Below are 15,151 nucleotides of genomic sequence, written 5' to 3'. Positions count from 1 at the left end.
GGTAAAGCGTGCCGCCATGAATCAATCCCGTAATGTCATCCGCTACATCAACGCCGCCCATGTGATCGATCACATGTTCATGCTGATTTTTCCCGCCGCCGTGCTCGGCATGACCCAGGCTTTCGGCCTCGATTACGCCACGCTGATCGGTTTGTCGCTGGGAGGTTTCATTGCTTTCGGTGCCTGTTCACTACCCGCCGGTTGGCTCGGCGATCACTGGAGTCGGCGGCAGATGATGCTGGTGTTTTTCTTCGGCATTGGCCTCTCGGCAATTTTTACCGGCCTGAGTAACAGTCCGACGATGCTGGTGATCGGCCTGACCCTGATCGGTATTTTTGCGGCGATTTATCACCCGGTCGGCACTGCGATGCTGGTTGCTTACGCGCAGAACCGTGGCCGCGAAATCGGCATCAACGGCATGTGGGGCAATCTTGGCGTGGCGTTTTCGGCGTTGATCACAGGCTTGCTGGTGGCGCAATTCGGCTGGCGCTCGGCGTTTCTGATACCGGGCGCAGTGGCGATTGTGCTGGGGATTGGCTTTGCCTTGCAGGTGCATGAGGAGCCGATTCCGAAACGCTCGCACACTCCACTCAAAGGCGCCGGCGGCCAGCGCATCTCGATGATGATGGTTTTCGGCGTGCTGGCGTTGGCCACGGCCACCGGCGGCGTGGTGTTCAACGCCACGACCATGACCTATCCGAAGCTGTTTCAGGAACGTTTGCATGAGCTGTTCGCCTCGCCGCAAACCCTCGGCGTGGTGGTCAGTCTGGCCTATGCCTTCGGTGCGGTTGCGCAATTGAGCATTGGTCGCGTGTTGCATCGGCTCAGCCTGAAATGGCCGTTCATTGTCCTGACGCTGTGCCAGGCGCCGCTGTTGGTCGCGCTGGCTTATGCCGACGGCTGGGCGGTAATCGCCCTCGGTGCGGCGTTCATGTTCGTGGTGTTCGGTCAGGTCACCGTCAACGATGCGATGGTCGCCAACTTCGTCGCCCCGCAATGGCAATCACGGGTCTTCGCCCTGCGTTATTGTTTATCGTTCGGTGCAAGTGCGACGGCGATTCCGCTGATTTCCTATGTCGAACCGCGCCACGGTTTCGTAGGCCTGTACTTGATTCTTGCGGGTTTCGGCGCTTTGACCTTCCTCGCTGCGGTGGTTTTCCCACGCACGCCTTCTGAAGAGGCTGTGGGACAAACCGCCTGAGCGATGATGAAAACCGGCAAATGCTGGCGCAAAGCTAGCATTTGTACGGCTTTGCAAATCATTCCTTTGGCTGATTTGGCTGGCGTATAAGGGTTCTAGAGTACCAATCTCTACGCCAACACCGTGCAGTCAGAAAAGGGATTCTTATGTTGCAGACTCGCGTCATTCCCCCGGCCGATGGGGCCTACCAGTATCCATTGCTGATTAAACGGCTGCTGATGTCCGGCGCCCGTTACGAGAAAACCCGCGAGATCGTTTACCGTGACCAGATTCGCTATAGCTACCCGACCCTGATCGAGCGCGTGGCGCGGTTGGCCAACGTGTTGACGGCGGCCGGTGTGAAGGCCGGTGACACCGTGGCGGTGATGGACTGGGACAGTCACCGTTACCTGGAATGCATGTTCGCGATACCGATGATTGGCGCGGTGATCCACACCATCAACGTGCGCCTGTCGCCGGAGCAGATCCTCTACACCATGAACCACGCCGAGGACCGCTTTGTGCTGGTCAACAGCGAGTTTGTTGGCCTGTATCAAGCGATCGCACCGCACCTGACCTCGGTCGAGAACACCCTGCTGCTGACTGATCTGCCGGAGAAAACTGCCGACTTGCCGAATCTGGTCGGCGAGTACGAGCAACTGCTCGCCGCCGCCAGTGCGCAATACGACTTCCAGGACTTCGACGAAAACTCGGTCGCTACCACCTTCTACACCACCGGTACCACCGGCAATCCGAAAGGCGTGTATTTCACCCATCGGCAACTGGTGCTGCACACCATGGGCGTGTCGACAATCATGGGCTCCATCGACAGCGTGCGCCTGCTTGGCACCAACGATGTGTACATGCCGATCACGCCGATGTTCCACGTTCACGCCTGGGGTCTGCCGTATGTGGCGACCATGCTCGGGCTCAAGCAGGTTTACCCGGGGCGCTATGATCCGGAGTTTCTGGTGGAGCTGTGGCGTAAAGAGAAGGTCACCTTCTCCCACTGCGTGCCAACCATTCTGCAAATGCTGCTTAACGCGAAAGGGGCGCAGGGCACTGATTTCGGTGGATGGAAGATCGTCATCGGCGGCAGTGCGCTCAATCGCACTCTGTACGAAACCGCCAAGGCCCGTGGTATTCAACTCACTGCGGCCTACGGCATGTCGGAAACCGGGCCATTGGTTTCCTGCGCGCACCTCAATGACGAGTTGATGGCCGGCACTGAAGACGAACGCACCACCTATCGGATCAAGGCCGGTGTGCCGGGGCCGCTGGTGGAAGCGGCGATCGTCGACGGCGACGGCAACTTCCTTCCGGCCGACGGCGAAACCCAGGGCGAACTGGTGCTGCGCGCACCGTGGCTCACCGAAGGGTATTTCAACGAACCGCAGAAGGGCGCCGAGTTGTGGGCCGGCGGCTGGCTGCACACCGGCGACGTCGCCACGCTCGACAGCATGGGCGTGATCGACATCCGCGATCGCATCAAGGACGTGATCAAGACCGGCGGCGAATGGATCTCCTCGCTGGACCTCGAAGACTTGATCAGCCGTCACGTCGCGGTACGCGAAGTAGCAGTCGTGGGCATCGCCGATCCGCAGTGGGGCGAGCGCCCGTTTGCCTTGCTGGTGATCCGCGAAGGGCATGTGATCGGGGCGCGCGAGCTCAAGGAACACCTCAAGCCGTTCGTGGAATTGGGGCACCTGAGCAAGTGGGCGATTCCGAGTCAGATCGCCCTTGTTACCGAAATTCCCAAGACCAGTGTCGGCAAGCTCGACAAGAAGCGCATCCGCCTCGACATCACCGAATGGCAGGCCAACAACAGCACCTTCCTCTCGACACTTTAAGTGTCTGCTGGCGCGCCGAAAACGGCGCGCCAGACCCACCAAGCAAGCGCTTGGCTTGTGAAATCGAAAAATTAGGCCATCCTTGCCGTGCCGACATCTGTCGGACTGGCGAAAGGACTGTTCCAGAGTGGCCGGCAGCTGCAAATCACACTTTAGAGGGATCAAGCAGTACCACCTGCTGGCTATAGTCCGCTCAAGGATTTTTAAGAACGGGGCACACGCACAAAACGGGGCGATGCATTTTTGGAGTGACTTCGGGCTGTCTCTGGCACCCGGTCCTTCAGGCGTTTTTAAAAGTACTCACTGCCATAACAATAATGCACATGGAGTAGCGTCGATGACCTCAGTAAACCAGTTCTGGCGCCGGGCGAAACTGCCTCTGGCGGTCAGTCTTGCCTCTTCGCTCGCCGGGCCCGCATTCGGCGTCAGTTTCAACGTCGGTGAAATCGAAGGCCAGTTCGACTCATCCCTGTCGATCGGTGCCAGTTGGTCTACTCAGAGCCCGAACAAGAACCTCATCGGCGTCAACAATGGCGGCCACGGCCTGTCGCAGACGTCCGACGACGGTCACGCCAACTTCAAAAGCGGTGAAACCTTTTCGAAGATCTTCAAGGGCATTCATGACCTTGAACTGAAATACGGCGACACCGGCGTGTTCGTCCGTGGCAAGTACTGGTACGACTTCGAACTCAAGGATGAAAGCCGCGAGTTCAAGGACATCAGCGATTCGGGTCGCAAAGAGGGCGCCAAATCGTCCGGCGGCCAGATCCTCGACGCCTTCGTCTACCACAATTACTCGATTGCCGATCAGCCGGGTTCCGTGCGTCTGGGCAAGCAGGTGGTGAGCTGGGGTGAAAGTACCTTCATCGGCGGCGGCATCAACTCGATCAACCCGATCGACGTCTCCGCGTTCCGTCGTCCGGGCGCCGAGATCAAGGAAGGCCTGATCCCGGTCAACATGTTCTACGTGTCCCAGAGCCTGACCGAAAACCTCTCGGCCGAAGCGTTCTATCAGCTGGAATGGGACCAGACCGTCGTCGATAACTGCGGCACGTTCTTCTCGCAGCCGGACATCGTGGCCGACGGTTGCAACGACAACCTGCGCGTGCTGAACAAGCGTTCGCAAATCCCGGCCATCGCCCTGGGGCCACTGGCGGCCAACGGTGTCAACGTCAACGAAGAAGGCGTTCTGGTGCGCCGTGGTCCGGACCGCGATGCCCGCGACAGCGGTCAGTGGGGCGCGTCCTTCAAGTACATGTACGAGCCGCTCGACACCGAGTTCGGCGCCTACTTCATGAACTATCACAGCCGTGCGCCGATCTTCAGCGCCACCGGTGCGCCGCAATCGGTCTACAACACCGCGCGCGCGCTGCCGGGGCCGTTTGCGGCACTCGCACCACTGCTGGTCGCGGGTAACTCGAACTACTTCATTGAATACCCTGAAGACATTCGCCTCTACGGTCTGAGTTTCTCCACCACCCTGCCTACCGGTACGGCGTGGAGCGGTGAGATCAGCTACCGTCCGAACGCGCCGGTACAACTGAACTCCACCGACATCCTGTTCGCCGGTGTGCGTCCGATCGGCGGCGCACTGACCAATGCTTCGATACTCAATGGCGTGCCGGGTCAGGATCTGCACGGTTACGAGCGCAAGGAAATCACCCAGATCCAGACAACGTTCACGCACTTCTTCGATCAGGTCATGGGCGCCAGCCGCCTGACCCTCGTCGGTGAAGTCGGCGCGACCTACGTCGGCGGGCTGGAAAGCCGATCCGACATGCGTTATGGCCGCGATCCGGTGTATGGCCCGGGTGAGTTGCCGGCCACTGGCGGTGTCAATACCTGCGCCAACATCCTCAACGCCAGCACCATCAATGGTGCCGGGCCGGGCTCGCCGCAGAACAACCGCAGCCGCAATTGCGACAACGATGGCTTCACCACATCGATGTCGTGGGGCTACCGCGGTCGCGCCATCTGGGAATACAACGACGTCTTCGCCGGTGTGAACCTCAAGCCGAACGTGGCCTGGTCCCACGACGTCAGTGGTTACTCGCCAGGCCCTGGCGGTAACTTCGAGGAAGGTCGCAAGGCGGTCAGTCTGGGTGTTGATGCCGAATACCAGAACACCTACACCGCGAGCCTGGCCTACACCAACTTCTTCGACGGCAAGTACACCACTGTGGATGACCGCGACTTCGTTGCGCTCAGCTTCGGCGTGAACTTCTAAGCACTGCATTTCAGGACGAACACACATATGAAAATAACAAAGAGTCTGTTCCACGCCGGTGTTCTGGGCCTGTCGCTGCTGGCGACAGGTGTCATGGCGGCGGTGCCCGCTGCCGAAGCGGACAAGCTGGGTAAAAGCCTGACCCCGATGGGCGCGGAAATGGCCGGCAACGCCGACAATTCGATCCCGGCGTGGAAGCCGCTGGCAAAAAACGCCGGCACGGTCGACGCGCGTGGTTTCCTGTCCAACCCTTACGCCAGTGAACAACCGCTGTTCACCATCACGGCCAAGGATGTCGACAAGTACAAGGACAAGCTGGCGCCGGGCCAATACGCGATGTTCAAGCGCTACCCGGACACCTTCAAGATGCCGGTCTATCCGTCCCACCGTGGCGCGACCGTGCCGGATGACGTGTTCGCCGCGATCAAGAAAAACGCCACCAACACCAATCTGGTGTCCGGCGGCAACGGTCTGGAAAACTTTGAAACCGCAGTACCGTTCCCGATTCCGAAGAGCGGCGTGGAAGTGATCTGGAACCACATCACCCGCTATCGCGGTGGCAGCGTGACTCGTCTGGTGACCCAGGCCACGCCGCAACCGAACGGCTCGTACAGCCTGGTGTACTTCCAGGATCAGTTCGTGTTCCGCGACAAGATGAAGGACTACGATCCGGCGAACCCGGGCAATATCCTGTTCTACTTCAAGCAGAAAGTAACCGCGCCGGCGCGTCTGGCCGGTGGTGTATTGCTGGTGCACGAGACTCTCGACCAGGTGAAAGAACCACGTTCGGCGTGGGTCTACAACGCCGGCCAGCGTCGTGTGCGCCGGGCGCCACAAGTGTCCTATGACGGCCCGGGTACTGCGGCGGATGGTCTGCGAACCTCCGACAACCTCGACATGTACAACGGTGCCCCGGATCGCTACGACTGGAAGCTCGAAGGCAAGAAAGAGATGTACATCGCCTCCGACAGCTACAAGCTCGACGATCCGAAACTGAAGTACGCCGACATCATCAAGGCCGGTCACATCAACCAGGATCTGGCGCGTTACGAGCTGCGCCGCGTCTGGCATGTGGTTGCGACACTGAAGGAAGGTCAGCGTCACATCTACGCCAAGCGTGACTTCTACATCGACGAAGACACCTGGCAAGCGGCGGTGATCGACCACTACGACGGTCGTGGTCAACTGTGGCGCGTCGCCGAAGCGCACGCCGAGAACTACTACGACAAGCAAGTGCCGTGGTATGCCCTGGAAACCCTCTACGACCTGCAGTCCGGCCGCTATCTGGCACTGGGCATGAAGAACGAAGAGAAACAGGCGTATGACTTCGGTTTCACCGCCACCACCAGCGATTTCACCCCGGCCGCACTGCGTCAGGATGGTGTTCGCTAACCCGCTGTAACCCGAGGCCGCATCCTCGTGAAAACGCCCCGACTGGTTCGGGGCGTTTTTTTTGCGCGGCCTCCGCTCCTTCGATCCGCTTTTGTAGGAGCTGCCGAAGGCTGCGATCTTTTGATCTTTTGTTTGGACCGTGGGTTTTGGGGGCATATCCGTTGCTGCGGTTGGGGCCTCTGGCGGTTTCGCTCTTACAGCGAGTCCCTTTTTCAAACGCCAAAAAGGAACCAAAAGGCTTGGCCCCCGGCGTACGGCACTTCGCTCAGGCTCAGTGTTCCCTCGCTACGGTGTTCATCCGGGGGCATCGCCTACGGTTTGCTTCGCTGCGCCTCCTCTCGATGTATGCGGCTACGCTGCACGGCGCTGCGCGCCTGCTCCGGATGAACACCTTCGCTCGGCCTGCCGATGGGGGCGAAATCAAAAGCCAGATCAAAAGCAGGAGCCAAAGCAGATCAAAAGATCGCAGCCTTCGGCAGCTCCAGGTCGAAAATGGGGGGGATGGCGCATTCTGGAAAGACTTTTGTAGCCATTTGTAGCAGCAACCTTCATTCCCGGTACGTTTAAGGCTAGTCTGCGGACATCTGCAACGCCGCCAACAGCAATTCGAACAAGAGCCGGCCATGACTGATCTGTCCCCACTTCCGGGTCCCGCAAGCGTTGCCGTCGCGGCACTGGACGGGCGTTTTTTTCGCCCGCCGTTGCCCGACGGCTACGTCTTGCGACCACGTCTTTGCGAGCGCCTGCAGGCCGGGCTCGGTGGGCGGCTGTTGCTGGTCAGCGCCCCCGCCGGGTTCGGCAAGAGTTCGCTGGCGGTGGAGTTCTGTCAGAGTCTGCCGGCGCACTGGCAAAGCCTCTGGCTGGGCCTGAGTCCTCGCGACAGCGACCCCGGACGCTTTCTTGAACGTTTGCTTGAAGGCTTGCAGGACTACTTTCCGCAACTGGGCAGTCGCGCACTGGGACTGCTGAAAATGCGCCAGCGCCATCAGCCGTTTGCCTTCGAAGAATGGCTCGACGGCTTGCTGGATGAACTGACCCTGCACCTCGACCCCGGCGCACCGCTGCTACTGGTGCTCGACGATTACCATCTTGCGCAAGGCCCGGTGCTCGATCGCTGCCTGCAATTTTTCCTCAACCATCTGCCCGATGGCTTGCTGGTCATGGTCACCAGCCGCCAGCGTCCGGACTGGCATCTGGCACGCTTGCGTCTGTCCCGGCAGTTACTGGAACTGCATGAGGCGGATCTGCGCCTGACCCACGACGAAGCCCTGGCCTTGCTCGATCGCCACAGCAGTTCGTTGCGCGGTGAGGCGCTGGAAAACCTGATCCAGCGCAGTGAAGGCTGGGTCGCCGGTTTGCGTTTCTGGCTGCTGGCGGTGTCCGAAGCGGGCAGTGATGCGGCGTTGCCACAAGCGCTGAACGGCGGGGAAGGGCTTATCCGCGATTATCTGCTCGAAGAGGTCATCGATTGCCTGCCCGCCGAAGTACAGGCCTTTCTCTACGACACCGCACCGCAAGAGCGTTTTTGCAGCGAACTGTGCGATGCCGTGCGTGAAGCTCATGACAGCGCCGGGATCCTGCGTTTTCTGCTGGCGCATCAGGTCTTTCTGGTGCCGCTGGACGAGCACGGTCACTGGTATCGCTATCACCATCTGTTCTCGGATCTGTTGCGCACCCGGCCGATTGCCCAAGCGATGGTGCCGACGGCCACGCTGCACCTGCGTGCCTGTCGCTGGTTCAACGCACAAGGGCTGCTGGATGAGGCGGTCGAGCAGGCGTTGCGCGCCGGCCACCTCGATGTCGCCGCGAACCTGGTGCAGAACCTCTCCGAGGAGCAACTGCTGGCCGAGCAAAACGTCGGCATGCTGCTGCGCTGGAAAATGGACTTGCCCGACAGCTTGCTGATCAGCACGCCGCGTCTGATCGTTCTCTACAGTTGGGCACTGGGACTGGCCTGTCAGCTTGATGCCGCCGAAGAGTTGTCCAGCCACCTGAGTCGCTTCCTGCCGGCACCTTCTGCCACCGCACAGAAGTCGATGCTGGCGCAGTGGTTGGCTCTGAGCGGAATCATTGCCCGCGGCCGAGGCCATCGTGAGCTGACGCTCAGGTATTGCAGCGAAGCCTTGGAAAGCCTGCCGGCCAAACGTTATGGCCAGCGGCTGATGTGTCTGTCAACCCTGTCCAATCTGGCCATTGCCGACGGCGATCTGTGGCGTGCTCGCGGTCTTAACCGCGAATCCCTGGAACTGGCGCAGCGTGTCGGCAATCCGCTGTTCGAAGCGCTGGCGCATTACGACCGTGCGCGGGTGTTGCAGGCTCGCGGCGAAATCCTGCGCGCCCTCGACGAAGTTCATCAGGGCCTGGAGCGCTTGCGCGGCTTGTCGCCACAACGCCTGTACGCGGTTCGAGCGCGGCTGACGCTGTACGAGGGCTTTCTGTTGGCCATGCGCTTGCAGCCTCAGGCAGCGCGCGTGCGTTTGATGGCCGGGATCGGCGAGGCGCGGGCCTGTCGCGATATCAGCGTGTTGATCGGCCACTGTGTGATCGCCCGCCTGGACGGCGCCACTGGCGAGTTCGCCAAGGCCTTTGCCGAACTCGCTGAAGCCGAACGCCTGATGCATATCTGGGACGTGCCGCCGATCTACTACCTGGCGATGATCACCCTGGTCAAATGTGAACTGTGGCTGGCGCAGGGCCGCACTGATCTGGCCGAGGCGTGGCTCGCACGACTGGGCCAGACTTACACCGGCGAGCGCGCCGCTGCGCCACCGGAGTTTCATCCACAGCTGCCGCTGCATGTGGAGTTGCAACAGGCGTTACTGGACCTGATTCAAGGGCAACCCATGCTCGCCGAAGGGCGGTTGAACGTATTGCATGAAAATGGTCAGCAAACCGGCCGGCAGTTGCTCAGTGTGATGGCGTTGACGCAGAAGGTGGCGTTGCTGCTGGTGGGGGGGCGTGAGCCGGAGGCCAGAAAAGCACTGAGTCAGGCACTGGAGGCAGCGGTTGGTGGCGCTCTGCAGCCTTTCGAGGCGTTGGTGAAAGGACATGTGGACTGGTTGCGCGGCCAACTGCTGACTTCGCCTGCATTGGCTGCACAATACTTGCTGGAACACTACCCGCCTGCGGTATCCCGTCCGAGCGTCGAGTCCGGCACGACCGAACAATTGAGCAGTCGCGAACTGGCGGTACTGCGCTTGATCGCTCAAGGCTGTTCGAACCAGGAAATCAGCGAGCAGTTGTTCATTTCGTTGCACACCGTGAAAACCCATGCCAGCCACATCAACAGCAAACTGGGGGTCGAGCGGCGCACACAGGCCGTGGCCCGGGCCAAAGATTTAGGGGTTTTGCCGTAACGCCTGAGTGACGTCGACGCAAGCAAAAACGCCCCGAATCAATCGGGGCGTTTTTTCGCCTTTTCCGACCTGCGATCAGGTCGGGCAACGGGTTGTATCAGGCTACCAGGTCGTTGGCGCTGAAACTGTTCACACCGACAAGCTGGATTTCGAAGTCCGCACCGGCATTGCCGCTCACGTTGCCAGAGAGCATGTGATCGACGAAACGCAGTTGTCCTGCGCCGGTGAAGTCAGCTGCACCGATGAAACTGAAGCCATTGAAGCCGGCATTCAGCAGGTTGGCATCAAACTGCGTCAGGTCAATCTTGTCGCCCTGCAGGCTGTTGAAGTCGGTGATCATATCGCGGCTGGTGCCCATCCCGATTTCGTTGACGCTGCCAAAAACAAATGTGTCTGCACCCGCACCGCCAGTAAGAGTATCCGCCCCGGCGCCGCCGTTGAGAGTGTTGTTGTCGGCGTTGCCGGTCAGCACGTTGTTCAGGCTGTTGCCAGTCAAGGTGAAATTACCGCCCCCCAACAGCGTGACGTTTTCCACGTTCACCAGATTGCTGATACCAAGATCGACAAGGTTGGTTTGTGGCGTGGCGGCATAGGTCAGCAGCAGGGTGTCGGTCCCTTCGTTGGCCAGTTCCTGGATCAGTGTCAGTTCACCGGACTGATCGAGTGCGTAGGTGTCATTGCCTTTGCCACCGATCATCGTGTCGAGACCGGCACCACCGGACAACTGGTTATTACCGTCGTTGCCGATCAGTACGTTATCCAGCGTGTTGCCCAGCGCGAAGATATCAGCGGTGCCGGTGAGGGTGAGGTTTTCGACATTGGCGCCGAGGACGTAGTTGATCGAAGACCGCACGGTGTCGATTTCGCTCGCCAGGGTGCTGGTTTCGCTGACCACGTCACCGGCATTGTCGACGATGTAGGTGTCATTGCCGGCGCCGCCAGCCATGAAGTCTGCGCCTGCGCCGCCGTCCAGTATGTTGTTGGCACTGTTGCCGTTCAACACGTTGTTGAGGGCGTTGCCTGTCGCATTGATATTGTCAGTGCCCACCAGTGTGAGGTTTTCGACGTTGTTGCCCAGCGTGTAATTGATGTAGGAATAAACCAGGTCAATTTCTGACGTCGACGTGCCGTTTTCGATGACCACATCGCCGATGTTATCGACCACATAGGTGTCATTGCCGGCACCGCCATTCAGGGTGTCTGCGCCCGCGCCGCCGTTGAGGATGTTGTTGTCGGCGTTCCCGGTCAGCACGTTGTTCAGGCCGTTGCCGACCACTGCAAAGCTGCCACTTCCGAGCAGCGTGAGGTTCTCGACGTTCTGCAGGTTGCTGATGCTCATGTCGACGATCTGCGAAGTCGCGGCATAGGTCAGAAGCAGGGTGTCGGTCCCCTCGTTGGCCAGTTCCTGGATCAGTGTCAGTTCACCGGACTGATCGAGTGCGTAGGTGTCATTGCCTTTGCCACCGATCATCGTGTCGAGACCGGCACCACCGGACAACTGGTTATTGCCGTCGTTGCCGATCAGTACGTTATCCAGCGTGTTGCCCAGCGCGAAGATATCAGCGGTGCCGGTGAGGGTGAGGTTTTCGACATTGGCGCCGAGGACGTAGTTGATCGAAGACCGCACGGTGTCGATTTCGCTCGCCAGGGTGCTGGTTTCGCTGACCACGTCACCGGCATTGTCGACGATGTAGGTGTCATTGCCGGCGCCGCCAGCCATGAAGTCTGCGCCTGCGCCGCCGTCCAGTATGTTGTTGGCACTGTTGCCGTTCAACACGTTGTTGAGGGCGTTGCCTGTCGCATTGATATTGTCAGTGCCCACCAGTGTGAGGTTTTCGACGTTGTTGCCCAGCGTGTAATTGATGTAGGAATAAACCAGGTCAATTTCTGACGTCGACGTGCCGTTTTCGATGACCACATCGCCGATGTTATCGACCACATAGGTGTCATTGCCGGCACCGCCATTCAGGGTGTCTGCGCCCGCGCCGCCGTTGAGGATGTTGTTGTCGGCGTTCCCGGTCAGCACGTTGTTCAGGCCGTTGCCGACCACTGCAAAGCTGCCACTTCCGAGCAGCGTGAGGTTCTCGACGTTCTGCAGGTTGCTGATGCTCATGTCGACGATCTGCGAAGTCGCGGCATAGGTCAGAAGCAGGGTGTCGGTCCCCTCGTTGGCCAGTTCCTGGATCAGTGTCAGTTCACCGGACTGATCGAGTGCGTAGGTGTCATTGCCTTTGCCACCGATCATCGTGTCGAGACCGGCACCACCGGACAACTGGTTATTGCCGTCGTTGCCGATCAGTACGTTATCCAGCGTGTTGCCCAGCGCGAAGATATCAGCGGTGCCGGTGAGGGTGAGGTTTTCAACGTTTGTGCTAAGAACGTAGTTGACCGAGGAAAGTACCGTGTCGATTTCATTGGCCAGGGTGCTGGTTTCGCTGACCACGTCACCGGCATTGTCGACGATGTAGGTGTCATTGCCGGCGCCGCCAGCCATGAAGTCTGCGCCTGCGCCGCCGTCAATGAGATTGTTGTCAGCGTTACCGATCAGGGTGTTGCTGGCGCTGTTGCCAATGAGCGTGAAATTACCGCTGCCCAATAGCGTAACGTTTTCGAAATTGCGTAGATTGCTGTCGTTCAGATCAACTGTGCTGGTCTGTGGCGTGGCGGAATAGGTGAGCTGCAGGGTATCGATGCCCTCGTTGGCCAGCTCTTGAACAAGTGCCAGTTCTGCGGCCTGGTCCAGCGCATAAATATCATTGCCCTTGCCACCGATCATGGTGTCCAGCCCCGCGCCGCCGGCGAGTTGGTTATTGCCATCGTTGCCGATCAGCACGTTGTCCAGCGCATTACCCAGCGCGAAGGTGTCGGCGTTGCCGGTCAGGGTGATGTTTTCGACGTTTGCGCTCAGTACATAGCTGACCGAGGCGCGCACATTATCGATTTCGCTCGCCAGGGTGCTGGTTTCGCTGACCACGTCGCCGGCATTGTCGACGATGTAGGTGTCGTTGCCAGTGCCGCCGGCCATGAAGTCTGCGCCGGCTCCGCCATCGAGAATGTTGTTGCCACTGTTGCCGATCAACGTGTTGTTGAGAGTATTGCCTGTGGCGTTGAGATTGTCGGTACCGGTGATGGTCAGGTTTTCCAGGTTGTTGCCCAGAACATAACTGATCGACGCTTGCACGGTATCGATCTCGTTGGCCAGCGTGCTGGTTTCACTGACTACATCACCGACGTTGTCGACGATATAAGTGTCATTGCCAGCGCCGCCGATCATCGTGTCGGCACCGGTTCCGCCATTGAGAATATTGCTGTCGGCGTTACCGATCAGGGTGTTGTTCAGGCTGTTGCCGAGGACAGTAAAGTTGCCGCTGCCCAGCAGCGTAACGTTCTCGAAGTTTTGCAGGTTGCTGACGTTCAAATCGATCAGGCTGGTCTGCGGCATCGCCGAATAGACGATCTGCAAGGTATCGACACCTTCGTTGGCTATCTCCTGGACAAGATTGAGTTCGCCGGCCTGATCAAGGGCATAGATGTCATCGCCTTTGCCGCCAATCATGGTGTCCAGCCCGGCGCCACCCGCCAGTTGGTTGTTGCCGTCGTTGCCAATCAGTACGTTGTTGAGCGCGTTACCCAGCGCGAAGGTGTTACCCGTACCGGTGAGGGTGATGTTTTCTATGTTGGCGCCCAGTACGAAGCTGACCGAGGAGAGCACATTGTCAATTTCGCCTGGCAGAGTGCTGGTCTCGCTGACTACGTCGCCAGCGTTGTCGACAATGTAAGTGTCATTGCCAGCGCCGCCGGCCATGTAATCTGCACCGCTGCCACCGTCGATAAAGTTATTGCCGCTATTGCCAAGTAAAACGTTGTTCAGCGCATTGCCCGTGGCGTTGAGATTGTCGATGCCCGTCAGCGTCAGGTTCTCGACGTTGTTGCCCAACGAGTAGGTGATGGACGAAATGACGGTGTCGATGCCCGAGGCGGCGTTCGCGAGTTCGACGACGGTATCGCCGACGTTATCGACATAGTAAACGTCGTTACCATCGCCACCGGTCATCGAGTCTGCGCCGGCCATGCCATTAAGGGCATTGTTGAGAGCGTTGCCGATCAAGACATCATCGAAGGCGGAGCCAACGGCATTCTCGATTTTCGTGCCGTAGGCAATCGCCAGACCATCATGGATTTGCGTCTGAGTATTCAGGTCTGTGAAAGCCTTGCCGATCTCGCTGTAGGCGCCTTCCGTGAGGTTGATCTTGACTGCGGAAAGCTGGTTGCTGCCGTCAATGGTGTCGTTACCGCCAGCGTCCCAGATGGTTTCAAAAATCGACTGGTCAGGCGTCCACTTGTAAACGTTGTCTCCGGCCTGCCAGAGGGTGTTGACGCCGTACAGACTCTGAATCGCAATGATGTCGAGCACCATCGGCGTTGTCGGCTGATAGGAATAGTTGCTGTTGTAGCTCATCACCGTGAAATGAACATCATCCAGTGACGGGTCCAGCAGTGTTTTGTTGCTATCGCTGGTGTCGAATGGATGCTTGAGACCCAATGAATGGCCGATCTCATGGATGAACGTCATGACATCGTAAGAGCCCTTCAGCGGAGTCGCTTCGCTGGTTTGCGGACCAATCCATACATCGCCGCCGGCCGGTGAATTGTCAGGGAAATAGGCCCAGGCCGCGGTTTTATTGTCCATCAGTCGATAGCCGCCGAAACGCAGGTCACCCACGTTCGTCAGCGTATCGGTGGTTAGGGAGAAACTTAAATTGGTCACCGCCGCCCATGTGCCCAGCGAATAGTTGACCGCCATTTTCTGGCCGGATGTCAGCTCATAGAGTGCGTTGTATTCGTTGACCGGGCTGTAGTTATTGATGAAATAGGAGCTGCCGGGGGCCATGAAGCTATAGCTCAAGCTGGTTGGCCCACCTTTGCCCCAGTTGGCGCCCAGCCAATAAGTACCGGAGATAAGACTATCAACGACGACGTTGCCGGTCAGAGATGATGGGAAACTGAAGGAGTAACTTCTAGGCGTAGGCATGTGTATTTCCTGAGTGCTCTGCGGCCCTTCCTGAATGCGACCGCTACAAAAAAATGCGATTTTGCACGATAAACAGCGAGCTTGATATCGTTACGCCACTATCTATCCGATCAG

6 protein-coding genes are annotated in these 15,151 nt (G+C 58.9%); 5 read left to right on the top strand and 1 reads right to left on the bottom strand.

The window, feature by feature from the left end; translation table 11 throughout:
* Positions 1-16 precede the first annotated feature (16 nt).
* From ACZ0A4_RS18800 to ACZ0A4_RS18780, 5 genes are all read left to right on the top strand, one after another.
* Positions 17-1,201, top strand: coding sequence for an MFS transporter (locus ACZ0A4_RS18800; RefSeq protein ID WP_463575930.1), 1,185 nt, complete (start codon positions 17-19; stop codon positions 1,199-1,201).
* A gap of 146 nt (positions 1,202-1,347) precedes the next feature.
* Entirely contained in the window at positions 1,348-3,030 is a 1,683-nt protein-coding gene (locus ACZ0A4_RS18795) for a fatty acid--CoA ligase (protein WP_463575929.1), read from the top strand.
* Positions 3,031-3,367: 337 nt separating this feature from the next.
* The gene (locus ACZ0A4_RS18790; RefSeq protein ID WP_141127565.1) at positions 3,368-5,257 is read left to right on the top strand and encodes a DUF1302 domain-containing protein; all 1,890 of its coding nucleotides are present in this window, start codon (positions 3,368-3,370) and stop codon (positions 5,255-5,257) included.
* Between the two features lie 27 nt (positions 5,258-5,284).
* Positions 5,285-6,649 carry a DUF1329 domain-containing protein gene (locus ACZ0A4_RS18785; protein WP_463575927.1) on the top strand — a complete coding sequence of 455 codons (1,365 nt, stop codon included), beginning with the start codon at positions 5,285-5,287 and terminating at the stop codon, positions 6,647-6,649.
* A 623-nt stretch (positions 6,650-7,272) separates the two neighbouring features.
* A complete protein-coding gene (locus tag ACZ0A4_RS18780) occupies positions 7,273-10,005 on the top strand; it encodes a LuxR C-terminal-related transcriptional regulator (RefSeq protein WP_463575925.1) in 2,733 nt (910 codons plus the stop codon).
* Positions 10,006-10,102: 97 nt separating this feature from the next.
* Here ACZ0A4_RS18780 and ACZ0A4_RS18775 read toward each other — a convergent pair whose 3' ends face one another.
* Positions 10,103-15,037: a M10 family metallopeptidase C-terminal domain-containing protein gene (locus tag ACZ0A4_RS18775; protein WP_463575924.1), complete on the bottom strand. Its 4,935-nt coding sequence runs from the start codon at positions 15,035-15,037 to the stop codon at positions 10,103-10,105.
* Positions 15,038-15,151 lie beyond the last annotated feature (114 nt).

Source organism: Pseudomonas sp. AC172 (assembly GCF_979258595.1).
Note: the sequence above shows the minus strand (reverse complement) of the source record. Positions and strands in the feature narration are given on the sequence as shown.